Source organism: Nocardiopsis alkaliphila YIM 80379, assembly GCF_000341005.1.
GTDB classification, from domain to species: Bacteria; Actinomycetota; Actinomycetes; order Streptosporangiales; family Streptosporangiaceae; genus Nocardiopsis; species Nocardiopsis alkaliphila.
The window spans coordinates 1-22,604 of sequence record NZ_ANBD01000176.1; the positions used below are offsets into that span (position 1 = coordinate 1).

A 22,604-nucleotide genomic window follows, 5' to 3' on the forward strand; every position below is an offset into this window, starting at 1 on the left:
GCGTACCCCGACAGCGACTCGATGGTCTCCTCCGGGCCCAGGTCGGTACCGCGCAACGAGTACAGCGGACGCAGCACCTCCGGGGAGGGCAGCGAGTCCACCACCCGATGCAACCAGTCCAAGAACGCCTCGGCCTCCTCGGTGGAACCCATGGTGACCAACGCCTGCACGGTCATGGCCCCATCACGCAACCAGCAGTACCGGTAGTCCCAGTTGCGCACCCCACCGATCTCCTCGGGCAGGGAGGTGGTGGCCGCGGCCATGACCCCACCGGTAGGGGTGCACAACCCCCGCAACGTCAACGCCGAACGAGCCGCCAGAACGTTCTCGGTGTTGGGAAGTTCCAGGGTGTCCAGCCAGTGCGACCAGTGGTGGGTCGCCTTCTCCTGGCGTTCGGGTTCGGTACGTCCCTCATCGGCCAGGGAATCGGTACCGCAACGCAGTTCCAACACCACGGGACGCTCGGAACGAGGGTGGACGGTCGCACGGGCGACGTCATCGGTGCCGTCGTGTTCCACGTGCCACTCCACACCGGGAGAGCGCAGAACCATGGGGAAGTCGGCGCCGTGGACGCGAAGACCCTCGGATTCGACGGTGATGCGGATGGGCGCGCGACCGAAGTCGGGCCGGGGAGCGAACTCGATGGTGGCCGGGGTGACGCCGCCGATCACACGGATCAGATCGGTGCGGCCGGGCTCGGTGTCATGGGCCAGGTAGTCGGTGACCTCCAGGCGAGACCAACGAGTGCGCACGGTCATGGTGCCCGGCAGGTAGCGCTGGCCCAACGGCAACCCGCCGTGGGCGGGGGCGATGGCGAACACTCCGGCCTGACGGCCGCCCAGGACCTCGGCGAACAGGGCACCCGAGTCGGGCTCGGGGTGACAGAACCACAACAGCCGCGCGTCCGGCCCCACCAGTGCCACGGAGGCCTGGTTGGACAGCATGGACATGCGCTCGATGGGGGTCGGGCGTTCCCCGAACACCCAGGAGCGTCGCTCGGTGGCCAGCAGGGTCAGGAGCATGGCGGCCATGGGCGTGTCGGAAACGCTGTGCGAGGCGACCGTGGGTTCGGTGCCCACGCGAACGCCGGCGTCCGCTCCGGTGTTCAGGTTCATGAACACCGGCTCCTCGCCTTCGCCGCCTCCGATGTAGAGGATGGCGGTGGCGTCGACCTGTTCACGCAGCAGTTCGAGGGCGGCGGACTTGTCCGCCGGGGGCGAGCCGGGGGCCGTGCCGCTGGGGTCGATGGTGAGATCGGTGTCGAACTCGGTTCCGTAGGCGCCCACCAGGCGGATCTCGGCGGGTAGCCGGGACAGCACGGCGAGGTCGCGCAGGGGCCGCGCGGAAACGACCGCGCACACCGTGCCGGGCAGGTCGGCGAGGTCGCGCAGGGCGCGAACGGCTTCGGGCAGGGGGCCTCGGCGGTCGGAGCCCAAAGGCGCCAGGGCGCCGTCGTAGTCACAGGCGACGAGGAGCCGCGAGGTGCGGGCCAGAGCCGAGACTCGTTGCCGGACGTCGAGGGGCATGGCCTCGAGAGTTGTGTCGGTCGCCCTGATGGGCGTCACCGGCGTCGTCTCGACCGCTTGGGTGAGCGTCACGTTGCCTCCTCCACTGGCCTGCTACATGACCTGGGAAAACGGGTGAGATGTAAGATTCCGCGCGGACGCCTTCGGTTCACACGGGATGGGTGTGGAAAACCTGGATGCAGGGGTGGTGGCGCGGAAGATGGTCTTTGGGGGGCTTTGAGTAGCCATCAGGGTCTTATGACGTATGCCCTGGCGAACCGGGTGATACCGGTCGTTCCGGAAAGAGCGGTTCCCCCAGAAGTCAACGCGAGACTACCCGCGCAACAGGCGTTACGCGACCCGTGATCCAAGAGAAGCAGATCACAGATGTGTCTGGATTGGGTCACTTGTTTTGCATGGGGCGTCAGTGGTGTCTGGTAGATGAGAAGACGTCGGACGCTTCTTCATCTTTTCCTCTGTGACCTGCGGAAATGCCCAGTGGTCGGTGTCGTGGCGGCTGTGGCGTCCAAGCGAGGGGGTCGTCCGCGGTTCGTCGGGGTCGGCCGGCCGGGGATTTCCTCGGTTCGGGGCCTCTTGGAATCAGAGCCGTCGCACGTCTCTTGCGGGGCTTCAGCGGGATGAGAGACAGACATCACAGGGCAAATGCTGACATTCCCTGACAAAGGGAGCTTAATGCTTTGGTCGAGGGTGAGTAAAGGGCCGGGTGCACGGTGGGGCCCGTCCACCCGGCGCTGAGGTCGGAGTGCGTGGTGGTGATGTCGGAGCGCGCCTCGCGTGTACCACCCCACGGCGCGCCCGTTCGCATCGTGTCGTAGGAGACGCCTCAGACGGACCGTGAGTGGTCGCTGGAGGACTCCCACTCCGGCTTGCGCAGGTGATGCACCCAGGCGGGCGGAACGTTGGCGAAGACCTTCTCCGAACCGATCCCATAACGGTCGATCCGGTCCTGGACCACCCAACTGGAACGCGCCTGACGCAGGTAGTCCTCTCGCTTGGCGATGACCGCCTTGACCTCCTTCGTGTACAGGTACCCGTAGAAGGAGAGGGTTCCGCCCGGGCGCAGCACCGTGAAGTAGTAGTCGAAGACCTCCTCCACCTGATCGGCGGTGAAGTTGGCGAACGGCAACCCGGAGACGATCACGTCATAGGATCGATCGGTGCCCATGTCGTTCACGAGGCAGGTGTGCACGGAGGCGGCGTCGGCGACTCGGGACATCACCGGGTCGGTCTCCAGCAATTCCTCCACGTAGGCGGAGAACTCCGGGTTGGCCTCGACGAAGTCGACGGTGTCACCGGGACGCATGGCCGCGGCGATCCCCCGACTGATGGCGCCGGTGCCGGCACCGGCCTCGAGGATGCGCAACGGCTGGTCGGGATCGGGGCGGTGGCGGACGTGCTCGGCCATCTCGTGGGCCAGCGCACCACTGCTGGGCAGGATGGACCCGGTGGCGTGGAAGGTGCGCAGGGCCTGGCTGAAGAAGAGTTTGGTGTCGCGCAGGCGTTCATCCAGTCTGAGTGCGGAAATCGGTCCGGCATGGCTCTGTGTCTCGGACATGGTTGCACGCTAATACCTTGGGCCCCTCCATGTGGTCCTTGGCGGTGTTTGTCCAGGAAACACCGCGTGGCTCTCACCACGGCGCGAACGGGGACCTCGACGGCACACCCGCTCACGAGGGCCTCACGCCCTACCCTGGTGACATGAGCGCAGCGGAGAGCCCTTTCCCCACTCCCGAACACACCAGGACCGCATTGGTCACCGGTGCCTCCAGTGGAATCGGTGAGGAGTTCGCTCGCGGGCTCGCTCAGCGTGGCCACGCGCTCGTACTGGTGGCACGTCGAGAGGAACTCTTGGAGGAGCTCGCGCGGGACCTTCGGGATCGTTTCGGCACCAGCGTCGAGGTCCTCGGCGCGGATCTGGGCACCCCCCAGGGCGTCGCCTCGGTCGTCGCACGTCTGTCCGCCGATGGCGAGGGCGGCCTCGCCCCCATCGACCTGCTCGTCAACAACGCGGGCCGGGGTGAAGGGGGCACCTTCGTCGAACAGGATCCCGTCCAGATGGACGCGATGCTCGATCTCAACGTCCGCGCCGTCCTCCACCTGACCCGCGCCGTGTTGCCCGTGCAGATCGCCCGTCGCGCGGCCGGATACGAGCGAAAACTGGGAGTGGTGAACGTGTCGTCGATGGCGGGGGAGATCCTCGCCAACCCCGGTGGATCGGTCTACGGGGCGGGTAAGAAGTTCGTCACGGTGTGGAGTGAGAGCGTTTCGGCCGAGGTACGCAAGCAAGGTGTGCACGTCACCGTGGTGTTGCCCGGTTTCGTGCGCACCGACATGACCCGGGGGGTCCAGGAACAGGGGATGCCCGAGTTCGCCTTCGTACCCAAGGAACACATCGTGCGGGACGCGCTCAGGGCCTGGTCCTCGGGGCGATCCGTGGTTATCCCCGGCGGGCAGTACAAGGCCGCGGACGGGCTCTTGAAGCTGCTTCCGCGCACCTTGTTGCGCGCCGTGACCCGCCGTATGGCCTGAACCTCGAACTTGCGGCCGGGTCCCTCCCACATGGTGAGACTTCTTGCCCCCGGTTGGGCATGGGGAGGTGAGAGCACTTACCCTGGTACCGCACTGTCGGTCGAGGAAAGAGACCATGAAGACCTTCGAAGAGCTGTTCGCCGAGCTGTCCGAGAAGGCACGCTCCCGCCCCGAGGGGTCCGGGACCGTCGCCCAACTCGACGCCGGCGTCCACGCCATCGGCAAGAAGGTCGTCGAGGAGGCAGCCGAGGTCTGGATGGCCGCCGAGTACGAATCGGACGAGCAGGCCGCCGAAGAGATCTCGCAACTCCTCTACCACCTCCAGGTTCTGATGCTGGCCCGTGGCCTGCGCCTCGAGGACGTCTACAAGCATCTCTAGGCCGGCACCCTCGCGCCCCTCGCCGGGGCGAGCGTGCACCGGCCGCCGGACGTCCCCGTACCTGCCAGAGCGACCAAGGAACCAAGACATGCCCGACATGCTCAGAATCGCCGTGCCCAACAAGGGGCAGTTGTCCGAGCCCGCCATCCAGATGCTCACCGAAGCCGGTTACCGGCAGCGCAAGAGCAGCCGTGACCTGGTGATGGTGGATCCGGACAACAACACCGAGTTCTTCTTCCTACGGCCCAAGGACATCGCCGTCTACGTCGGTGAAGGCATCCTGCAGGCCGGGATCACCGGCCGCGACATGCTGCTGGACTCGGGGGCACCGGTCGACGAGGTCCTGCCCCTCGGTTTCGGTGGCTCCACCTTCCGCTTCGCCGCTCCCGGCGGCGCCGGCATGACCATCGCGGATCTCAACGGCAAGCGCATCGCGACCTCCTTCGACGAACTGCTCCGTTCCTACCTGCGAGAGCGGGACGTGGACGCACGGGTCATCCACCTCGACGGGGCCGTGGAGAGCTCGGTGCAACTCGGGGTGGCCGACGCGGTGGCCGATGTCGTCTCCACCGGGACCACCTTGCGCAATGCCGGGATGGAGACCTTCGGTGAGCCCATCCTGGTGTCCGAGGCCGTGGTCATCCGGCCCACGAACGCTCCCGAGAACCCACAGATCGACCTGTTGCTACGGCGATTGCGGGGCGTCCTGGTGGCTCGGGACTACGTGATGATGGACTACGACGTGCACGCCGAGAACCTGGAGTCCGCAGTCACGCTCACCCCGGGTATGGAGGGACCGACGGTGTCGCCGTTGCACCGCGAGGGCTGGGTGGCGGTTCGTTCGATGGTGCCGCGCAAGGACGCCCAGCGCATCATGGACGACCTGTGGCAATTGGGTGCTCGGGCCATCTTGGTCACCGACATCTACGCCTGTCGCCTGTAAGGGCTCGGAAGTCATAGGGGCCTTCGCCCGCGCTCGGCCCCAGGGCCGAGTGCGGGCCGATCCCTCGTGAGGCGTTCCCTTGGCCCGATCTTCGGTAGGGGCGAGGGGACTCACCTCGCATCACCCCCGAGCGGTTCGCTCCACGGGCACAATGGGGCCATGAACCAGCGAACGGGATACCTCGCCCCCGAGGAGGAAACGGTCACCCTGGCCCGCGTGACCGGAGAGACCGGCGGCGACCTGGTGCTGCGTCGGGTGGGCGCGCACTACGAGATCTACTCCAACGGTGTGTTCCTGATGGACACTCGGGACGGGACCTCCGAGCGCGAGATGGTCCGGGCGAGCCTGATGGACCTGCCCAAGGGCCGCTCGCACGCGCGTGTGCTCATCGGCGGCCTGGGCGTGGGATTCTCCGCGCGAGAGGCCTTGGACCATCCTCGGGTATCCCGAGTGGACGTGGTGGAACTGGAGCCCCGGGTGATCGCCTGGCACGAGGAGGAACTCGGTGAGGCGGCCGACTTCGTCCACCGGGACCCCCGGTGCCGGGTGTACAACGCCGACATCGTGGCCTGGCTGGCGAAGACCTCCGCGGCGCGAAACCCCGACCGCTACGACGTCATCTGTTTGGACACCGACAACGGTCCCGACTGGACCGTGATGGAGAACAACGACCGCCTGTACGAGGCGGCCGGCCTGGAAAGGCTCACCCGACTGCTGGCTCCCGGCGGGGTGCTCGCGTTCTGGAGCGCCAACGCCGTCCACAGCTTCGAGGAGCTGCTCCGCGGCCACTTCGGCTCGGTGCGAGTCCTGGAGGTCCCGGTCGCCCGAGGCGTGCCCGACACCGTCTACCTGGCTTCGAGTCCCCTGTGAGGGAGGGCTCCATCCGGCTCAGCTCCGGTTCTGGGCCATGTAGCGGGCGAACTCCTCCAGACAGATGCGCTGGTCGCCGTCGGAGTCCATCGCCCGGACCACCTCGGCGGCCTGTTCCTCGGTGGTCTCATCGCCCAGGTTGCGCATCAGGGCGGCCAGCTCCCGAGCGCAGATGCGGCCGTCTCCGTCCGTGTCCACGAGGGCGAAGGTGGCGGCGTACTCAGTGGTCTCGGGCATCGGGGGTTCACGCTCCGGGTCATGTCGATCGAGGGTTCGTGCCAGGCTACCGCCGCCTGTTCGAACCCACCAAGGGCCCGTGGGGTCGCACTCGCGAAGAGGACGGCCCCACGGGAACGGCGTCTCAGTCGGCGGTGGAGGCCTTGGAGCCCACCCACCGGGCGACCACGGTGAAGATCAGCACCAACGCGAACAGGCACAGCGCGGCGCCCCAAGCGCGGTCGATGCCGGCCTCGAAGGGTTGGGCGGCACCCTTGAACAGTTGCAGGGGGACCGAACCCTGCGGATCGCCTTGGAAGCCGGTCACGATCAGCCCGGAACCGAAGGCGGTCATCATCAGCGGCGCGGTCTCACCGATACCGCGGGCGATGGCCAGCATCGAACCCGTGGTCAGGCCGGGTGCCGCGGCGGGTAGCACCGTGTGCACGATGACCTGCCACTTGCGCGCGCCCAGACCGTAGCCGGCGTTGCGCATCTCGTCGGGGACCAGACGCAGCATCTCCTCCGCCGACCTGGTCACGATGGGCAGCATCATCACGGCGATGGCCACGGCACCCACGAACGTGCCGAAGCCCAGGCCGCCCCAGCCGATCACCAGCAGGCCGTACACGAACAGACCCACGAAGATCGACGGGATACCGGTCATCACGTCGGTGAAGAAGCGGATGGTCGAGGTCATCCGGTTGGGCCCGTACTCGACGATGTACACGGCGGTGGCGATACCGAACGGGATGGACATCGAGATCGCCAGCGCCATGATGTACAGCGTCCCGAAGAAGCCGGCCGCGTAACCACCGCCCTCACGCCGGGGCGGGGGCTCGGTCTGGGTGAAGAAGTCCAGATCGACCACGCCGATGCCGCGTCGGGTCACCTCGAAGATGATCAGTACCAGCGGGATCATCGCCAGGATCATCGCCATCGTCAGCACGACGGTGGCGAGGAGGTCCTTGAACCGGCGGAACGAGGAGCCCGGCGGGCGCTGACTCAGCGGAACGTGCTGACGCACGGGAGTGGAGGTCATGGTGCTCATACGGCGGCGTCTCCCGTCATGCGCCCCAGGCGCCGAACGATGACGCGGGCGAGGATGTTGATGATCATCGTGACCAGGAACAGGGCGACACCGATGGCCATCAGACCGGTCCTGGCCTCGGGGGTGGCCTCACCGAAGGTCGCGGCGATGTGCGAGGCCATGCTGCTGCCGGTACCGAACAGGCTCGTGCTCCATGACTGGGAGCCACCGATCAGCATCAGGACCGCGATGGTCTCGCCCAAGGCCCGGCCCAGGCCCAGCATGGCGGCGGCCACGATCCCGGAGAATCCGGCGGGCAGCACGATGTTGCGCATGACCTCCCAACGGGTGGAACCGAGGGCGTAGGCCGCCATGCGCTGTTCGATGGGGTGGACCGCGATGACCTCGCGGATGATGGCGGTCATGATCGGCAGGATCATGATGGCCAGCACGATTCCGGCGGCCATGTAGCCGACACCGCGGATGGGGCCCTCGAAGAGGAAGAACCAACCGAGGAGGTTCTCCAGGACCTCGAAGAAGGGCCGAAGCACGTTCGGTAGGAACCAGTGCAGGCCCCACAGGCCGAAGATGACGCTGGGCACCGCGGCGAGCAGCTCCACCGTGTAGGAGAGCGGCTTGGCGAGGCGTCGCGGCGCCAGGTGGGTGATGTAGAAGGCCACCATGATCGCCAACGGCAGGGCCATGACGATGGCGATGGCCGAGGTGACCAAGGTGCCATAGATGAACGGCCAAGCGCCGTAGGTGCCGGTGATCTCGGTTCGTGAATCACCGGATCGCCACTCTTGGCCCGTGAGGAAGCCGAAGAAACCCTCCTTGGCGAAGACGGGCCATGCCTCGGAGGTGGTGCGAATGACCATCAGGGCGAGGATGACCAGCACGATGGTTCCGCAGGCGGTGACGGCCCATTTGAAGATCGGATCGGCCATCCGTCCCTTGGCGGAGGTCAGGGACCCGCGCCGGGGTTCCTCCGGGGCCGGGGCCTCGGGGGCCTGAGTGGACATGGTGCTTCTCCTTGATGGCTTTCGTGGGAGTCGGAGAGCGGTTCACCCCTGGCCTATCGGGGTGGAGGGGTCGGGGCCGGGATCGTCTCCCGGCCCCGCGCGGGGGCTACTCGTCGGAGGTTTCGGTGTCGGCGTCGCCGCCTTGGGTGCCACCGTTCTCGGAGTTGGTCCTCTCCAGCTCGGCGATGACGCGTTCGGTCAGCTCCGGGCCGAGCGGTGCGTAGCCCAGGTCACCGGCGACCTCCTGGGCGGACTCGTCGGTCAGGGCCCAGGTCCAGAAGTCGATGAGGGCGTCCGCGGTGGCGTTCTCGTAGCCGCAGGTGTAGGTGAAGATCCAGTTGGTGCCGGCGATCGGGTAACCCTCACCGCCGATGCCGTCGATGGCGAACTGGAAGTTCTCCGGGACGTCGGCCTCATCGGAGGCGGCGATGGTGGCCTCCAGGGTCGGCTCGATGGGGTTGCCATCCGCGTTGACGACCGAAGCGACGGCCAGGCCCGCCTCCTGAGCGAAGGACTGGTTCAGGTAGCCCAGACCGCCCGGGTTCTGGTTGATGCCCTGGGCCACACCGTCGTTCTGCTGGCCACCGACCAGGCCGCCGGCCCAGTCGAGTTCCTTGCCCTCGCCGTATTCGTCGGCCCACGACTCCACCTCGGTGGAGAGGTAGTGCGTGAACACGGCGGTGGTGCCGGAGCTGTCGGAGCGGTGGACCGGGACGATCTCATCACCGGGCAGGTCCATGTCCGGGTTGAGCTCGGCGATCGCCGGGTCGTCGAACGTGGTGATCTCGGTGGAATAGATGCCGGCGATGGTCTCCGCGTCCAGGACCAGGCCGTCCAGGTCCGGGTTGTTGAGGGCGATGACCACGGAACCGAAGACCACGGGGAACTGGATCGCCTCACAGCCGCGATTCTCGGCGGCGACCGCGAGCTCCTCCTCACCGAGGTACTCCTCGGAGGAACCGAAGTCGACGGTCTGCTCGAGGAACTGCTCGATACCGGCGCCGGAGCCGACGCTCTGGTAGTTGATCTCCACGCCCGGCTGGACGTCCTCGCCGTAGCTGTAGATCCAGTCCTGGAAGAGCGGGTCGGGGAAGCTGGCCCCCGCGCCGGTCAGCGACGCGCTGAGCTCGCCACCGTTGGTGCCCGCCTCGCTGCTGTCCCCGTCACCGTTGCTGCACGCCGCCGCGAGCAAGGGAATGGCCGCCAAAACGGCGAGCTTGGAACGCCCGTTGCGCATGTTGTGGTTCTCCTTGGTTGAATCACCGCTGTCGGGGCTTACGTGAAACAACAATAAAGGTGCAGAAAGTCGCGGTGTCATCGAAATAGAGGACGTTCGGTAGAAGAAAGGTGAATGGCGAGTGAATGAATGTCACTATTTGGTAACGTGCACTGTGTGTGGTGGTCGACCGTGTGTCGGGTCATCCTCGGGGTGAGCGCCACGCGCCGCTCTGTACTGTGGTAACAGCGAATATCCCGTTCGCCTCAGGGAGGATTCAAGGCACTTTCGGTGACACTTCTGTCATTCCGATGTTCACCTGTTCGTGTGCCGGAAAGATGTCAAAAGGGCACGACGAAATGGCCGCTCCGGTTGATGTTGGAGGGCCTTGCTTGGCGAAGTCAGCCGTGTTTTTTTCGGTTCATTCACCGTTTTCCGTGTCGAGGCGGTAACCAATTCCGCGAACGGTGTGGATGAAACGCGGGCGGGCCTCGGAATCACCGAGCTTGTGTCGCAGTCGCCGGATGTGCACGGCGATCGTGTTGTTGACCGGTGGGAGGGGTTTGTGCCATACCTCGGTCCACAGCTCGTCGCGGCTGACCACTCGACCATTGTTTCTGAGCAGGAAGTCCATGATTCCGAACTCCCGCAGGGCCAGGTCGACCGGCTGTCCGTCCACGAACAGTCGGTGACCGAGCGCATCCAGCTCCAGATCACCCGAGCGCAGAGCCGGAGAACGTGAATCGTCAGCCTCGAAGGCCCCTTCCGAGGGAGGTAGGGAACCGCGCAACAGCGCCGACAGCTCCGGAATCCGGTAGGGCCGGCTCACGCAGGCCGTCGCACCCGCGGCCAAGGCCCGCACGGCCCGCTGAGAGTCACCCGGCCCCACACCGATCAGTATGGGGATGTCCGTGGCCCGCCGAGTCACCCGCACCAGTGTCTCCAGGTCGACCTCGCTCGGGTCGGCGTTGGTCAACAGGGTGTCGGGGCGCAGCATCCCTACCCTCAGCAGGGCCTCCGCGCCGTCCACGCACACCGTGATGTCCACGTCGTGCCCGCTCAGGGAGAGCACCAGTTGGTGGGACTGTTCGGACTCCGGCTCCACCAACAACACCTTCAACGGACCCATCGTCCGCTCCACGCGGGCCTCCTCGTCCGGCGCGCCCGAGGGCGGAGGGACCGGGGCGGAAGAGGTGAGCGTGGTCATCGGCGGGGTCCACTTCGTCGAAGGGGCGGTGGGGTGGAACTCTGCGACTTACCCGAAGCGGCCCGAGATGTAGTCCTCGGTGCGCTGGTCGGAGGGCTTGCTGAAGATCGTCGTGGTCTCGTCGAACTCCACGAGACTGCCGTAACGGTCGTTGCGCTCGTCCACACTCGCGGTGAAGAACGCGGTGCGGTCCGAGACACGGGCCGCCTGCTGCATGTTGTGGGTGACGATGACGATGGTGTACTCGGACGCCAGCTCGTACATCAGGTCCTCGATCTTGAGCGTGGCGATCGGGTCCAAGGCCGAGCAGGGCTCGTCCATGAGGATGACCTCGGGGTTCACCGCGATGGTGCGGGCGATGCACAGCCGCTGCTGCTGTCCACCGGACAGTGCGAAGGCGCTCTCCTTGAGCTTGTCCTTGACCTCGTCCCACAGGGCGGCCTTGGTCAGGGTCTCCTCGACCAGGTCGTCCATGTTCCCGCGTACCCCGTTGATCCGGGGACCGTAGGCGACGTTGTCGTAGATGGACTTGGGAAAGGGGTTGGGCTTTTGGAAGACCATCCCGATACGGCGACGGACCTCGATCGGGTCCACCTCGGACGCGTACAGGTCTTCACCGTGGTAGGTCACCTTGCCCTCGACACGTGCGCCCGGAATGAGGTCGTTCATCCGGTTCAGGGTGCGCAGGACCGTGCTCTTGCCGCAGCCGGAGGGGCCGATCATCGCGGTGATCTGACGCGGGCCCACCCTCATGTTCACGTCGCGTACGGCCTTGTTGGATCCGTAGAAGATGGAAAGGCCGGAGATGTCGAAGACGGGTTCGCCCAGATCGGGAACCGCACGGTCGTACCGGACGGTGTCGGGGGCGAGCCCGCGGCCGGAGTCGGTTCCGCGGGAGGACGCGGTGTTGCTGACAGACATGGGTCCACTTCCGGTTCGGACGGAGCTTGCGCGATGGTGTCACTCGGGGGGTGAAATCCGCGGAGCGCGGTCGGTACCCATGCAAAGGGGTGAGCATGAAGCGAAGGTGAACGAACCTCGTGGCCAAGGTGAACGTGGGCGGTGGAGTGCGAAGTTCCAGGTGACATTCGGGTGTCGCGTCGTTCGGAGGGGCCATCGCCGGGCGGGTCCGAGCAGGCGCGGCCGGACGGCGAGGTCCAGGTCGCGTCACCGAATGGGCCGGCCCCCGCCACCGCTTTCATCTTCGCGTGCGTTTTCGATCACCGATGATGACTCCGAAGGCCGCCGGGGTCGGGGGCGGTCGGAACACGAGAACGGCCGCCCCCTCGGGAAGGGGACGGCCGTGGTCTGGGACGCCTTACTGCGGGGCCTCACCCTGCTCGGCGATCTTCTGCTTGACGTCGTCCATGTCGAGCTCCCGCGCCTGGGTGATCAGGCTCTCCAAGGCCTCGGAGGGGAGCGCCCCCGGCTCGTTGTAGATGACCGTCTGATCGCGGACGATCATCAGGGTCGGGATGGACTGGATCTTGAACTCGAAGGCGAGTTCACGCTGGGCTTCGGTGTCGACCTTGGCGTGCACGATGTCGGCGTGCTTGTTCGAGGATTCCTCGAACACGGGGGCGAACTGCCGGCAGGGGCCGCACCAGTCCGCCCAGAAGTCGATGAGGACGAAGCTGTTGTCCTTCAGTGTCTCGGCGAAGTTGTCCTTGGTGAGTTCGACGGTGGACACGTGGTCTCCTGCTCTTCGTTCGTCTCGTTGGTGTCGACCGGTGGCCAACTGCCATCCTCTTGGCTGCTACAGCGGTCGTGCCCGCTCGTTTGTTCCGCATGCCTGTGACGGGCGTTGGATCACTCCTGAAGGCCGAGTGGTTTTCGATATAACGCGTGTTACATACCTGTTTGGGAGGAAAGCCTCCACGGGGTTAGTGTCGCCGTGAGGCACACGAGTTCAGTGTGGTGGCCGTGGTCTCGTGTCGTGGGCCGAACGCGCAGAACCGAGGGAGAGTGATGGGTGTCGGCGAACCTGAGGGTGATGAGGCCGTCGACTATCGCTTCACCCTGGCCAACGAACGTACCTTCCTGGCCTGGATCCGCACCGCGCTGGCCCTTTTGGCCGGGGCCGTGGCCGTGCTGCACCTGCTGCCACTGGGGTGGGGGGAGGTACCGCGCACCGTGGTGGGCCTTCTCCTGGCCGGGCTCGCCGGAGTGGTGACCGTGTACGCGCCGTTGCGTTGGTACCGCGTACAGCGCATCATGCGACGTGGTGGCACCCTACGGATGAGCGTCCTGCCTCTCATAGCGGCCTTCGCTGTGGGACTGGTGTGCTTGGTGGTTCTACTGGGAAACCTGCTGTGAAGCCGAAGCCGCGTGACCCCGGGCTCCAGCCGGAGCGCACCCTGTTGTCGTGGCAGCGCACGCTCATCCTGCTGGCCGTGGTGGGTCTGCTCTACCTCCGCGGCCCGCTCGTCCCCGGTTCCACCGTGGTTCCCGAGGTCCCCTTCCCGTTCAGGATGGGTGTCATGGCCCTGAGCCTGTTGCTGGGCGCCGCCTTGGGGCTGCACCTGTGGTCGCGGTGGCGGCGCACCGAGAACGGGCTTCGGGAGCGAGGAAGGACGGAGCCACCATTGAACGTGGCCCGCCCCTGGGCCATGGTCGTGCTGAGCGTGGGCGTCCTGGTTCTGACCGTGGCCGTCGTGGCGACGGTCGTCGTTCCCTGAAGCGAGTGAGTCTTCGGGGAGGAGGTGCGATGACCTGGAACGGGCGGGAACGGATGATGCCCTGAATCGGGCGGTGCGGGGCTCGGGGCCGTGAGTCTCGGCAAAGGAGGTGCTCGATGAGCCCTCGGGCCGGAGCCTGGTGTCTTCTCCTCGGCCATCGGGTGCCCTTCTCCCTTGGGCGGGCGGGGCGTCGTCCAAAGACGAGGCGGGGGCGAGGCCTCGTACGTGCTCACCAAGGGCTCGGTGTGCTTGGCTCATCCGCGGCTCGATCGTGGCCGGCGATGACCGCGGGGGAGGCGGGGCGCCCGAAGAACTCTTTTTCTAGGCCGGCTGCGGCACGGACTCGGTCGAGCGACGGTGCTCGATGATGGAGTCGATGATCGTGTTCAGGTCCCGAGTCGGCTGGTAACCGATCAACCGCGCGGCCAACGAGGTGTCGGGGTATCGACGCTGCATGTCCTCGTACCCCTCTCCGTAGGCCTGCTCATAGTTCACGTAGGTGATCTCGCTGTGGGAGCCGGTGAGCTCCACCACCCGGTCGGCCAGGCCCTTGATGGACACCTCCTCGTGCCCGCCCAGGTTGACCGCCTGATTGTAGGCCTCGGAGGTTTTCAGCAACCGGGGCAGCGTCGGCACCACGTCGAACACCGAACCGAAGCAACGGCGCTGGGAGCCCGTGCCGTACACGGTGATCGGTTCGTTGGCCAAGGCCTGATCGATGAAACGTGGAACGACCATGCCGTACTGTCCCGTCTGGCGTGGCCCCACCACGTTGAAGAAGCGCGTGATGACGCACGGCACTCCGGACTCCTTGCCATAGACGTGGGCGACCAGTTCATCCAACCCCTTGGCCGCCGCGTAGGACCAACGGCTCTTGATGGGCGAACCATAGATCCGGTCGTCGTTCTCCTTGAGCCCGTCGGCGTCGTTCTTGCCGTAGACCTCGCTGGTCGAGGCGACCATGTAGGGGACACGGTGTCGAACCGCGGCCTCCACGACCACTTCGGTCCCGTGCAGGTTGACGCGCAGGGACTGCAACGGCTTGTCGACGATGTTGTAGACGCCCACCGCGGCGGCGAGGTGGAACACGGCGTCCGCCTGCGCGATGAACTCGTTCACCAGTTCCTCGTCCAGGATGCTCCCCTGGACGAAGCGGAATCCCGGCGCGTCCTTCACTCGGGACAGGTTGACCAAGGAGCCGGTCGAAAGATCGTCCAGGACGATGACCTCGTTTCCTTGGGCGATCAGGTGGTCGCTCAGGTGCGAACCGATGAAACCGGCTCCGCCGGTGATGACAGCCTTCATGGTTTCCCCTCCACTACGGGCTTGTACGGTGTGTTCGCTGTTGCACGGGGATGAATGTTCGTGTGACGGGTGGGGAGTTCTGTGTCGTCCTTGGGACGGAAACGGGTCGATCGTGGTCAGACCAGGTGACGCAACACGTGGTAACCCTCGCCCAAGGCCACGCCGGCCTGCATGCCCCTGAGGACGGCGAGGCTGCGCAGGGTGAGTTCGGAACGAGTGTGCGGGTGTCGATGGCTTTGGGACCCGTACAGCTCCATGCCCTGGAGCTTGGCCGACAGGCCCTCCTCTTGGAGTTCGACGATGAGGTTGGGAGGTTCCACCGGCTCGGTCCGCCATTGGTCGGCGGCCTCCTCATAGGCCAGCACCAGTCGTGGGTGGTGGCGTAGTCGGTTGTCGGAAGGGCGAAGCGCCGTGTGGACGGCCTCGGCGGTGGCCTGGTGGTCCTGGTTGTAACTGGTGCGGTGCGGTAGGAGGACCACGGTGGGTTTCAAACGCGCGATCGACAACGGGCTCTCCTGTTCGACCAGCCGGGTCAGATCCACCCGGGGAAGGCCGTCGAGCCGCAGGTGGTTCGCGTCGCCCGGCAGGGCCATGTGCCAGTCGTCCCAGTGGAAGTGTTCGGCGACTCGTTTGATCTCGGTGTGGCGTTCCTGGGCCGTGGAGAAACCCCGCGGGGACTGATCGGCGGTGTCGCCGACCGTCATGAACTGGACGTAGACCTCCGCGCCCGCGCGTTTGGCCTTGTGCATCAGGCCGCCGCAGCCGAGGGTCTCGTCGTCCGGGTGGGGGGAATAGACCAGGAGACGTTCCTGTGACCAGTCCATCGTCATGTCGGTTTCCCGTCCTTTGCCGAGAGTGGAGGGCGATCGGGGAGGGCCCGGCCGCTTGCGAACCGCACTACTTCCGGCGGTCCGGGAGGTCGGTGCCCCGCTGCGCCGATCCGGGTCGGTCGCGGGTTCTCGCCTGTCGGAGTACGTGTAATGAGTCCGGTCCGGCGTTGAGTAGAAGATCGATCGCCGCCAGACGGGGCAGGAAGGTGTCCGTGGACCTACGGGTGTGTTGCCGGTACCGCGGGTGCTGGAAGTCCTGCCACTGGATGTCCACCCCGTAGCGGTTCATGACCTCGGGGTCCATGTAGTCCCTGGAACCTTGACCGGCGAGCAGTGTGTCCGCCCCGGCCTTGGCGCAGATCTGGGCGAGGAGCTCGCTCTTGGTTCCGGGGAAGTCCCCGAGTTCACTGGCGCGCGAAAGCGGTGTTTCGATACCGAAACCGCGCATCAACAGGTGCGTGGTCGCTATGGCCAGTTCCGCCAGGTTCTCCCACTCGGTCTCGTACAGATGAGCGATTTCGTCCTTGTGATCGTTCCAGTACGGAGCCTTGCGATAACAGTGTTCAGCCAGTGCCCTGTAGTGCTTCTTCCTCCATTTTCGAGTGTTGTCGATCTTCTTCTCGAGGATGAGTTCGTCTCTGCCGGCCTGTTCCACTGGAACGGTGAGTAGGACCGGTTCGCCCGTCCCTGCTATGTAGTTCCGGTTCTGCCATCCACGGCGTTCGAACTGAACCGTATCGAGCACGATAAACCGGTCAGAACGGTCGATCTTGTCGATAAGTCCCAACCAGGGCCAATAGTGGGGCTGATGGATGGCTATGACCGTGCGACCAGCGTTGTCACCAGTGGTGGCGGTGTGGCGCGGGTTCTCGATCGGGTCGGGGCGGGCAGGATCTGGCGATGGGGAATGTGGGTCGCCGATCACGCCGGGCGTTCTCCTTCTCGTCAGGTCGCTCAAGGCAGGTTTTCTTCAAACTACTAAGCCGTATCGGATAAATCCGTGATGATGGCGACGGGCGTGGACCCGCCTGAAATATCCTCTAATGGTTACCATCTGAAGCGGTCCGATGTATAAGGTTCACGTGGCCTACATAGGACGCGAGGACGAGACAACCCATCGGTCGCGTAAGGCGTCAACCTAACACCGAATTTTCGGGTTAATGTCGGTCCGAAACCGATAACTCTCGGAGGAGTCCTAGGGCTGTGCGTATCGTGCGTTTCATCGGTGGCCTACTGACCGGGTTGATCGCCCTGGTCCTGGCCGTCGCACTCTTCGTCTTCTGGCTCGACTTCGCCACAGGGCTCGCGGCCGCCTCGGGCCTGGGGCGCCTCGGCTACGTCTTCCTGTGGATGGCCTTCGGGCTCAATCTCCTGCTATGGACCCTCGTCGGCCTGCTCCGGCTGACCGAGGACGGGGCCAGGGCGGTACTGCGTCGTGAGCCCGAAAGGAAACGGCGCCGGGCATCGGTCCAAGGCTCTGATCGCGAGAAGGTGCTCGTCGGAGCAGGGGCGTCCTCGGCGGAGGCAGGCGATGCGGTGGTGGCCGAAAGTGGCCCCGACCAGGGCACGGGCGACGCCACCCTGCTCAGCACCCGCTCTGGTGACGAGGTCGTCACCGACCCCGACGAACTCACCCTCGCGGTCATCATCCCGGCGCACAACGAAGAACCGGTGATCAACACGGCGATTTCTTCCGCGATGAAGCTGTTCCAGCGCTGGGACATCTACGTCGTCTCGGATTCCTCCAAGGACTCCACCGCCGAGATCGCCGCCAGAACCGGTGTGAACGTCCTCGAACTCCTCACCAACCGGGGCAAGGCCGGCGCCATCGAAGCGATCATCGAGGAGTTCTCCCTGACCGAGAACTACGACGGTGTCCTGATCTTGGACGCCGACACCGAACTCCACGCCGGATACGTGGAGGGGGCCAAGCGTCAGCTGGCCGCTCCCGACGTCGCCGCCGTGGCGGGCTTCGTGGTCTCGGAATGGAAGCCGTGGGAGCGCAACCTCATCGGGCGGATCATCTCGGCCTACCGAGACCGCCTGTACTTCATGCTCCAGTACTTCATGCGTTTCGGACAGACCTGGAAACGGACCAACGTCGCCTTCATCGTTCCGGGATTCGCCAGCGTCTACCGAAGCCGTGCGCTCGAGCAGATCACCGTCAACCCACCCGGCTTGGTGATCGAGGACTTCAACATGACCTTCGAGGTGCATCACAAGCGCCTCGGCCGGGTCTCGATGAACCCGGACACCAAGGCCTATAGTCAGGACCCGTTCACCTTCGGGGACTACCGCAAACAGGTCAGGCGCTGGACACTGGGTTTTTGGCAGACGTTGCGCCGACACCGACTGTGGTTCAGTCTCTTTTGCCTATGCCTGGCGCTGTACGTGTTCGAGGTCGTCTTGGTCTCGTTGTTGCTGCTGGTCACCGTGGCCATCGCGGCCTTCGTACTGCTCGGTACGGTCGCCGGGGACGTGATGGCCGGGCTCCCCTTCTTCACCGACTCCTTCACCGCGGTGACGGCCTTCTTGCCCCTGACCGCGCTCGCTGTCGGCCTGCTGGTGCCCGACTACGTGCTCACCTGCGTGATGACCATGATCCGTCGCCGGCCGTCCTACCTCTTCTACGGCCTGTTCTTCTTTCCGATCCGGGTCGTGGACGCCTATATCTCTTTGCGGATGATCCCCAAGGCCTGGACCACCGAGTCCGATGGTCGGTGGAGCAGTCCGGTCCGTGTCTCCAACAAGGACGAGTGAGGGCGACCGCCACCACGGACCGAGGCCTGCGTCGAATTCGATCCCACCGCCGTGTCCACCCGCGTGGATGTGAGATCGTTCGGAGCCGGTCACCCCGAGGCTCGGAGGTCTCGGACAGCACTTAGCCTCGATGGAGGGGGACCCGACCCTCCTCGGGGCTTAGTCATCGAATGGGTGTGTTCGCAGTGGACAAGAGACGTGTGTCGTTCGCGTTGTATCGGTTGTTGGCCTATGTGACGGGTGTCTTCCTGATCGGGTTGACCTTCTTCGCCATGCCCGCCAAGTACCTGGTCGGCGAGACCTCGATGTTCGCGCTGGTGCCCGCTCCACAGGGGTGGGAGCACTGGTTCGGCCCCGAGTCCCCGCTGATGCTCTACATCGCGATGCCGCACGGCTACATCTACATGCTCTACGTCCTGGTCGTCCTGTGGGTGGCGCTGGACCGTCGCTGGGGCGCCGGCCGCACGCTGGGGGTCGTGCTCGCGGGCACCATCCCGATCCTCGGTTTCGTGGTGGAGCACCGTGTCGCCAAGTCGGAGTCGGCCAAGGAGCGGTCCGTGGCCACCTCGGACGCTGCTCAGGAGCCCGCGCCCACCGGCTGATCCGTTTCGGTGTCCTCGTCGTCGCGGGCCTCGCCCGTTTCCCCGGTGGAGGCCTCGTTCAGTTCGCGACGCATCAAGATGATCCAGAAGACCACGCCGGAGACCCCGAACATCCCCCACTGGATGGCGTAGCTGAAGCTACGCCAGTTGATGGTGAACCCGGTGGGCGGCTCCGGGGGTGGCACGGGGGCGAGTCCGTCCACGGCGGCTTCCGTGTCCGGCAGGGTGACGTAGGCCGCGTACAGTCGCTGATCCCATTGGGAAATCAGTACGGACGGTGCGATCCGCTCCGCGGTGCCCTCTTCGGGGGCGCCCACCGGGAAGACCCCGTCGGGAGCGTCCTGTGGTGGCTGGAGCCAGCCGGTGATGGTGACCTCCCCCTGTGGTGGAGCGGGGATGTTCTCGAGGTCCTCGGTCCAGCCTCGGTTCACGGGCATGGCGACGCCTTCGTCGGTGACGAAGGGGAGGACCACGGCGTAACCCTGGGTCTCGTTCAGACGCTGGGGCACCACGAGTTGGGAGTCGGCGTCGAAGTGTCCGGTGGCCTCGACCGCGGTGTTCGCGGTGAGGTTGGGATGCAAGAACTCGCCGGGCTCACCGAGTTCGTCGATGGAGACGGCGTTCGCGAGATCCTCCACCGGGTTGGTGATGACTTCGCGATCGGGTTCGAAGGCGCGGACGATTTGCCAGTAGGTCCCGGCCACGCACACGACGGCCACGAGCACGGCCACCAGGTGGATGCCGAGCCAACGTGGGCTGAGTAGAGGTGAACTCACGCATCCAGGCTATGCGTGGGCTCCGAGCGGCTGCTCATGACCCCTGTTTGACGATGGCCACAGTCACTTGGTGGTTGGTCACCCCGAGAATGGTGATCACTTTAAGTAATTTCCAGTGACGGAGGGTTGTTATTCGGGGTTGGTGTGGGTACTGTTTCTAACAACGCGGAACGGTCGCAGGATCGCCTCCGCGGGCAGACCTTCAAGGCCGCGACTCCAGGGGGGAGGAGTCGCAGGCCGCTTCCCAGAGCGAGGGTCGCCTCCGTACTTTGAGGGGGGATACGGAGGCGCCCTCGCCACCTCGTTCGGGGCGGGACCACCAGCAGTGGTCCCGCCCCGTCCTCGTCTCAGGATCGGCTCTCCCCACGGCGGCCAGTGGACACCTCTCCTCGGTGGCGCTCTTTGAGTGTCTCGGTTCGGCTCCGATGACGCGCCGCGTACACCCGCAGGGCCAGATTGACCGCGTCGTCATGGTTGCGAGCCCCGGAGAAACGCATGGTCTCCCGGAGAGCCTCGTCGTCGATGTCGATCCAGGTGGGGCTCACTCCGCGCTCCTCGCCGTTCGGGAATGGGACGATGCCATGGTCCCGCATGCGAAGAGTGGCGATCGCATTACTCCACGTCGGATTTCGGGTGTGTCGCCTGCGTCCGCGCCGAGGATCAGCCCATCGTCTTCTGCCCGTCCAGGGATTCGCGAATGATGTCGGCGTGCCCACAGTGCTGGGCGGTTTCCCGGAGCAAGTGCAACAACACCTCGCGCGCGGTCCAGGAGGCGTCGGCCGGGAACCACGGGGCGTCCGGTAGCTTGTGCGCGACCTCCAGGTTCGGCAGGGAACGTACGTACTCCTCCGTGGCCCGGGCCGTCTCCGCGTAGTCGGCCAGCACACTCTCCAGGCTCTCCTCGCCCACCAGACGGAAGGTGTTCTCATGGTGCTCGTGGGTCTCCGGGGCCTCGTAGTCGACCTCCTCGGGGCCGTCCTCGATGAACCGCGTCCAGCCCCGTTCGGTGGCGCTCACGTGCTTGACCAGGCCGGCCAGGTTCAGGGCGCTCGCGGTCGTGCGCTGGGTGGCCTGCTCCTGATCGAGTCCTTCAAGGGTGGTGAGCAAGAATTCACGCTGCTGGGCGAGGAACGACAGCAGCGCTTCCCGCTCGACGTCGACCGTGTCGTTGGTTTCGATGGTCACCGTGGTCATGGCTGCTCCTTCGCCGAATCCGTCTGGGCGTGACCGACTCTAGGAAGAGTGGCGGTCGGTTTCCGTCCACCTTTGGCGACGCTCTCCCAGCTTTCCTGGCACCCTCGAAAGCACTCCGGATAATCTGACGGTTCGGCTACCCGGAGGTCTCATGGCTCTGATACCGCTCCAGTACCGACTCGACGGCCCCAAGCACGCGCCCGTGGTGCTGCTCGTGCCGCCGTTCGGCACGAAGATGTCGGTCTGGGACCCCCAGATGCCCGAACTCACCCGCGACCGTCGGGTGCTGCGGATCGACCATCGTGGCCACGGCCACTCCCCGGCCCCGGAGGGCCCCTACTCCATCGAGGGCCTGGCCCTGGACGTACTGGGGGTGTTGGAACAGGAGGGATTCAGCCGTGTCTCGGCCGTCGGTGCGGGGTTCGGTGCCTCCCTGCTGTTGTGGATCGCCGCGAACTCCTCCCGCACCCTGGACCGGCTCGCACTGTTGGCCGCCGCGTCGCGCACCCCACCCATGCATTCTTGGGAGCGGATCGCGGCGCGGGTGCGTTCCGGTGGGATGGAGGCGGTCGCCGCGGACGTGACCCTGCCCTGGTTCACCCCTGACCTCACCGCCGAACGGCCCGAGGTCGCGGCCCGCTTCACGGAGGACTTCGGCGAGATCGACCCGCTCGCCTACGCGTCGATCTGCGATGCGGTGGCCACGATGGACCAGCGTCACCTGGTCTCAGGGATACGGATGCCGACCCTGGTGGTCTCCGCCGCGCACGATGCCCTGCTCCCACCCGGATACGGTCGCAGGCTGGCCGACGGGATGGACGGGGCCCGGTTCGAGGTGGTCTCCGGTGCCGCGCACCTCCTCGGCGTGGAACGCGCGGACCGGGTCAACGAACTACTGGTGGAACACGTGGCCGCCTGAAGCGCCATCGCCAAAGGGGGGGTGTGGGGGCGCTGGGGGTGGGGCGCCTGGGCCCTGACACCCCCGGCGTCTTTTCTTCCGCCCTCTTCCGCGATGACGCTTCTATGTCAAGCAGCGGGCTGAAGAAAGACATCAGACCGCCCCCTCACCCCTTGATCAGCGATCATCGCTGTAGTCCTTCACCTCGGCCCTCGCGGTGGGGGCCGCTTTCCCGCCCTTGGGGTGGCCTCCACCGGGGGTAGGAAGGACGGTCTTGTCGGCTCATGTTCAAGGCCGCATCCAAGGGGGGCGCCCGGGGCTCGAGGGTCGTTCCAGCACTCACCATGGTGAACCCGTTGATCTTGCTTCTGGTCGTCAGGGAAGCGCTTCCCTGACGACCAGAAGCAAGATCAACGCTGTTGTGTCCGGGTGTGAGGTCGGGGCGGGGGCGGGGGCGAAGAAAGAGCAGGGGTGGGGCGGGCCTGCTCCCGCGCCGGACCGGGTGCCCTGATCTGACCTGCCCTTTCGGGCCGGGGCCGGCCACGGCGGGGACGTGCCCGGCCACCCACCCCACCCGGTCCGGGCTTGTCGTTGCTCTGCCGACGCCCACGGGGACGCGCCCA

At 65.9% G+C, this 22,604-nt stretch carries 24 protein-coding genes; 9 read left to right on the plus strand and 15 right to left on the minus strand.

The features are described 5' to 3' along the window. Positions 1–1,526: trehalase-like domain-containing protein (locus D472_RS0123355; protein ID WP_033304541.1), on the minus strand; the 1,526-nt coding region annotated here is incomplete at its 3' end. 823 nt (positions 1,527–2,349) lie between these two features. Continuing rightward, positions 2,350–3,081: a class I SAM-dependent methyltransferase gene (locus D472_RS0123360; RefSeq protein WP_017606859.1), complete on the minus strand. Its 732-nt coding sequence runs from the start codon at positions 3,079–3,081 to the stop codon at positions 2,350–2,352. Positions 3,082–3,224: 143 nt separating this feature from the next. On the opposite strand from D472_RS0123360, the gene D472_RS0123365 reads away from it, so the two are divergent. The 4 genes from D472_RS0123365 to D472_RS0123380 all read left to right on the plus strand — a co-directional run bounded on the left by D472_RS0123365 (position 3,225) and on the right by D472_RS0123380 (position 6,247). Further along, positions 3,225–4,055, plus strand: coding sequence for an SDR family NAD(P)-dependent oxidoreductase (locus tag D472_RS0123365; RefSeq protein ID WP_026118003.1), 831 nt, complete (start codon positions 3,225–3,227; stop codon positions 4,053–4,055). 115 nt (positions 4,056–4,170) lie between these two features. Beyond that, on the plus strand, positions 4,171–4,434 hold the full coding sequence (locus D472_RS0123370) for a phosphoribosyl-ATP diphosphatase (RefSeq protein WP_014913038.1): 264 nt from the start codon (positions 4,171–4,173) through the stop codon (positions 4,432–4,434). 88 nt (positions 4,435–4,522) lie between these two features. Further along, entirely contained in the window at positions 4,523–5,377 is an 855-nt protein-coding gene (hisG, locus tag D472_RS0123375; RefSeq protein WP_017606861.1) for an ATP phosphoribosyltransferase, read from the plus strand. A 159-nt stretch (positions 5,378–5,536) separates the two neighbouring features. Beyond that, positions 5,537–6,247, plus strand: coding sequence for a spermidine synthase (locus tag D472_RS0123380; RefSeq protein ID WP_017606862.1), 711 nt, complete (start codon positions 5,537–5,539; stop codon positions 6,245–6,247). A gap of 18 nt (positions 6,248–6,265) precedes the next feature. Here D472_RS0123380 and D472_RS0123385 read toward each other — a convergent pair whose 3' ends face one another. The 7 genes from D472_RS0123385 to trxA form a co-directional block, all read right to left on the minus strand. After that, positions 6,266–6,484, minus strand: coding sequence for an EF-hand domain-containing protein (locus D472_RS0123385; RefSeq protein WP_017606863.1), 219 nt, complete (start codon positions 6,482–6,484; stop codon positions 6,266–6,268). 124 nt (positions 6,485–6,608) lie between these two features. Further along, entirely contained in the window at positions 6,609–7,514 is a 906-nt protein-coding gene (gene pstA / locus D472_RS0123390; RefSeq protein ID WP_017606864.1) for a phosphate ABC transporter permease PstA, read from the minus strand. Next, positions 7,511–8,515 (minus strand): phosphate ABC transporter permease subunit PstC, encoded by a 1,005-nt coding sequence (gene pstC, locus D472_RS0123395; protein ID WP_017606865.1) that lies wholly within the window; start codon positions 8,513–8,515, stop codon positions 7,511–7,513. Before pstC ends, pstA begins: the two co-directional genes overlap by 4 nt. Positions 8,516–8,621: 106 nt before the next feature. Continuing rightward, positions 8,622–9,752 (minus strand): phosphate ABC transporter substrate-binding protein PstS, encoded by a 1,131-nt coding sequence (pstS, locus tag D472_RS0123400; RefSeq protein ID WP_017606866.1) that lies wholly within the window; start codon positions 9,750–9,752, stop codon positions 8,622–8,624. A gap of 400 nt (positions 9,753–10,152) precedes the next feature. Further along, positions 10,153–10,938, minus strand: a complete 786-nt coding sequence (locus D472_RS0123405; protein WP_017606867.1) for a response regulator transcription factor — start codon at positions 10,936–10,938, stop codon at positions 10,153–10,155. Positions 10,939–10,986: 48 nt separating this feature from the next. Further along, on the minus strand, positions 10,987–11,859 hold the full coding sequence (pstB, locus tag D472_RS0123410) for a phosphate ABC transporter ATP-binding protein PstB (protein ID WP_017606868.1): 873 nt from the start codon (positions 11,857–11,859) through the stop codon (positions 10,987–10,989). A 397-nt stretch (positions 11,860–12,256) separates the two neighbouring features. Beyond that, entirely contained in the window at positions 12,257–12,628 is a 372-nt protein-coding gene (trxA, locus tag D472_RS0123415) for a thioredoxin (RefSeq protein WP_017606869.1), read from the minus strand. A gap of 278 nt (positions 12,629–12,906) precedes the next feature. On the opposite strand from trxA, the gene D472_RS0123420 reads away from it, so the two are divergent. Beyond that, positions 12,907–13,254, plus strand: coding sequence for a YidH family protein (locus D472_RS0123420; RefSeq protein WP_017606870.1), 348 nt, complete (start codon positions 12,907–12,909; stop codon positions 13,252–13,254). After that, positions 13,251–13,616, plus strand: a complete 366-nt coding sequence (locus tag D472_RS0123425; protein WP_017606871.1) for a DUF202 domain-containing protein — start codon at positions 13,251–13,253, stop codon at positions 13,614–13,616. The genes D472_RS0123420 and D472_RS0123425 overlap by 4 nt, the downstream gene beginning before the upstream one ends. A gap of 321 nt (positions 13,617–13,937) precedes the next feature. Here the strand turns inward: D472_RS0123425 and D472_RS0123430 are convergent, their stop codons facing one another. The 3 genes from D472_RS0123430 to D472_RS26330 all read right to left on the minus strand — a co-directional run bounded on the left by D472_RS0123430 (position 13,938) and on the right by D472_RS26330 (position 16,625). Beyond that, positions 13,938–14,921 carry an NAD-dependent epimerase/dehydratase family protein gene (locus tag D472_RS0123430; protein ID WP_017606872.1) on the minus strand — a complete coding sequence of 328 codons (984 nt, stop codon included), beginning with the start codon at positions 14,919–14,921 and terminating at the stop codon, positions 13,938–13,940. Positions 14,922–15,037: 116 nt separating this feature from the next. Next, positions 15,038–15,751 (minus strand): PIG-L deacetylase family protein, encoded by a 714-nt coding sequence (locus D472_RS0123435; protein WP_017606873.1) that lies wholly within the window; start codon positions 15,749–15,751, stop codon positions 15,038–15,040. Between the two features lie 67 nt (positions 15,752–15,818). After that, entirely contained in the window at positions 15,819–16,625 is an 807-nt protein-coding gene (locus D472_RS26330; RefSeq protein WP_051046061.1) for a WbqC family protein, read from the minus strand. A gap of 329 nt (positions 16,626–16,954) precedes the next feature. Between D472_RS26330 and D472_RS0123445 the strand changes: the two genes are divergently transcribed. Beyond that, entirely contained in the window at positions 16,955–18,511 is a 1,557-nt protein-coding gene (locus D472_RS0123445) for a glycosyltransferase family 2 protein (protein ID WP_017606875.1), read from the plus strand. A 170-nt stretch (positions 18,512–18,681) separates the two neighbouring features. After that, on the plus strand, positions 18,682–19,113 hold the full coding sequence (locus D472_RS0123450) for a DUF3817 domain-containing protein (RefSeq protein ID WP_017606876.1): 432 nt from the start codon (positions 18,682–18,684) through the stop codon (positions 19,111–19,113). On the opposite strand, the gene D472_RS0123455 is transcribed toward D472_RS0123450, so the two are convergent. From D472_RS0123455 to D472_RS0123465, 3 genes are all read right to left on the minus strand, one after another. Next, entirely contained in the window at positions 19,089–19,889 is an 801-nt protein-coding gene (locus D472_RS0123455) for an SURF1 family protein (RefSeq protein ID WP_017606877.1), read from the minus strand. The two genes, D472_RS0123450 and D472_RS0123455, sit on opposite strands and share 25 nt — an antisense overlap. 347 nt (positions 19,890–20,236) lie before the next feature. After that, complete coding sequence (locus D472_RS0123460) at positions 20,237–20,434, minus strand: type II toxin-antitoxin system VapB family antitoxin (protein WP_017606878.1); 198 nt, start codon at positions 20,432–20,434, stop codon at positions 20,237–20,239. A gap of 115 nt (positions 20,435–20,549) precedes the next feature. Further along, positions 20,550–21,083 (minus strand): DinB family protein, encoded by a 534-nt coding sequence (locus D472_RS0123465; RefSeq protein ID WP_017606879.1) that lies wholly within the window; start codon positions 21,081–21,083, stop codon positions 20,550–20,552. Positions 21,084–21,234: 151 nt separating this feature from the next. On the opposite strand from D472_RS0123465, the gene D472_RS0123470 reads away from it, so the two are divergent. After that, positions 21,235–22,002 (plus strand): alpha/beta fold hydrolase, encoded by a 768-nt coding sequence (locus D472_RS0123470; protein WP_017606880.1) that lies wholly within the window; start codon positions 21,235–21,237, stop codon positions 22,000–22,002. The last annotated feature ends 602 nt before the right edge of the window (positions 22,003–22,604 follow it).

Coding starts and splice junctions, on each gene's coding strand:
- D472_RS0123365 (WP_026118003.1), top strand. CDS start 3,225: ATGAGCGCAGCGGAGAGCCCTTTCCCCACTCCCGAACACACCAGGACC.
- D472_RS0123450 (WP_017606876.1), top strand. CDS start 18,682: ATGGGTGTGTTCGCAGTGGACAAGAGACGTGTGTCGTTCGCGTTGTAT.
- D472_RS0123430 (WP_017606872.1), bottom strand. CDS start 14,921: ATGAAGGCTGTCATCACCGGCGGAGCCGGTTTCATCGGTTCGCACCTG.
- hisG (WP_017606861.1), top strand. CDS start 4,523: ATGCCCGACATGCTCAGAATCGCCGTGCCCAACAAGGGGCAGTTGTCC.
- pstS (WP_017606866.1), bottom strand. CDS start 9,752: ATGCGCAACGGGCGTTCCAAGCTCGCCGTTTTGGCGGCCATTCCCTTG.
- D472_RS0123370 (WP_014913038.1), top strand. CDS start 4,171: ATGAAGACCTTCGAAGAGCTGTTCGCCGAGCTGTCCGAGAAGGCACGC.
- D472_RS0123435 (WP_017606873.1), bottom strand. CDS start 15,751: ATGACGATGGACTGGTCACAGGAACGTCTCCTGGTCTATTCCCCCCAC.
- D472_RS0123470 (WP_017606880.1), top strand. CDS start 21,235: ATGGCTCTGATACCGCTCCAGTACCGACTCGACGGCCCCAAGCACGCG.
- D472_RS0123360 (WP_017606859.1), bottom strand. CDS start 3,081: ATGTCCGAGACACAGAGCCATGCCGGACCGATTTCCGCACTCAGACTG.
- pstB (WP_017606868.1), bottom strand. CDS start 11,859: ATGTCTGTCAGCAACACCGCGTCCTCCCGCGGAACCGACTCCGGCCGC.
- D472_RS0123380 (WP_017606862.1), top strand. CDS start 5,537: ATGAACCAGCGAACGGGATACCTCGCCCCCGAGGAGGAAACGGTCACC.
- pstA (WP_017606864.1), bottom strand. CDS start 7,514: ATGAGCACCATGACCTCCACTCCCGTGCGTCAGCACGTTCCGCTGAGT.
- pstC (WP_017606865.1), bottom strand. CDS start 8,515: ATGTCCACTCAGGCCCCCGAGGCCCCGGCCCCGGAGGAACCCCGGCGC.
- D472_RS0123385 (WP_017606863.1), bottom strand. CDS start 6,484: ATGCCCGAGACCACTGAGTACGCCGCCACCTTCGCCCTCGTGGACACG.
- D472_RS0123465 (WP_017606879.1), bottom strand. CDS start 21,083: ATGACCACGGTGACCATCGAAACCAACGACACGGTCGACGTCGAGCGG.
- D472_RS0123420 (WP_017606870.1), top strand. CDS start 12,907: ATGGGTGTCGGCGAACCTGAGGGTGATGAGGCCGTCGACTATCGCTTC.
- D472_RS0123405 (WP_017606867.1), bottom strand. CDS start 10,938: ATGACCACGCTCACCTCTTCCGCCCCGGTCCCTCCGCCCTCGGGCGCG.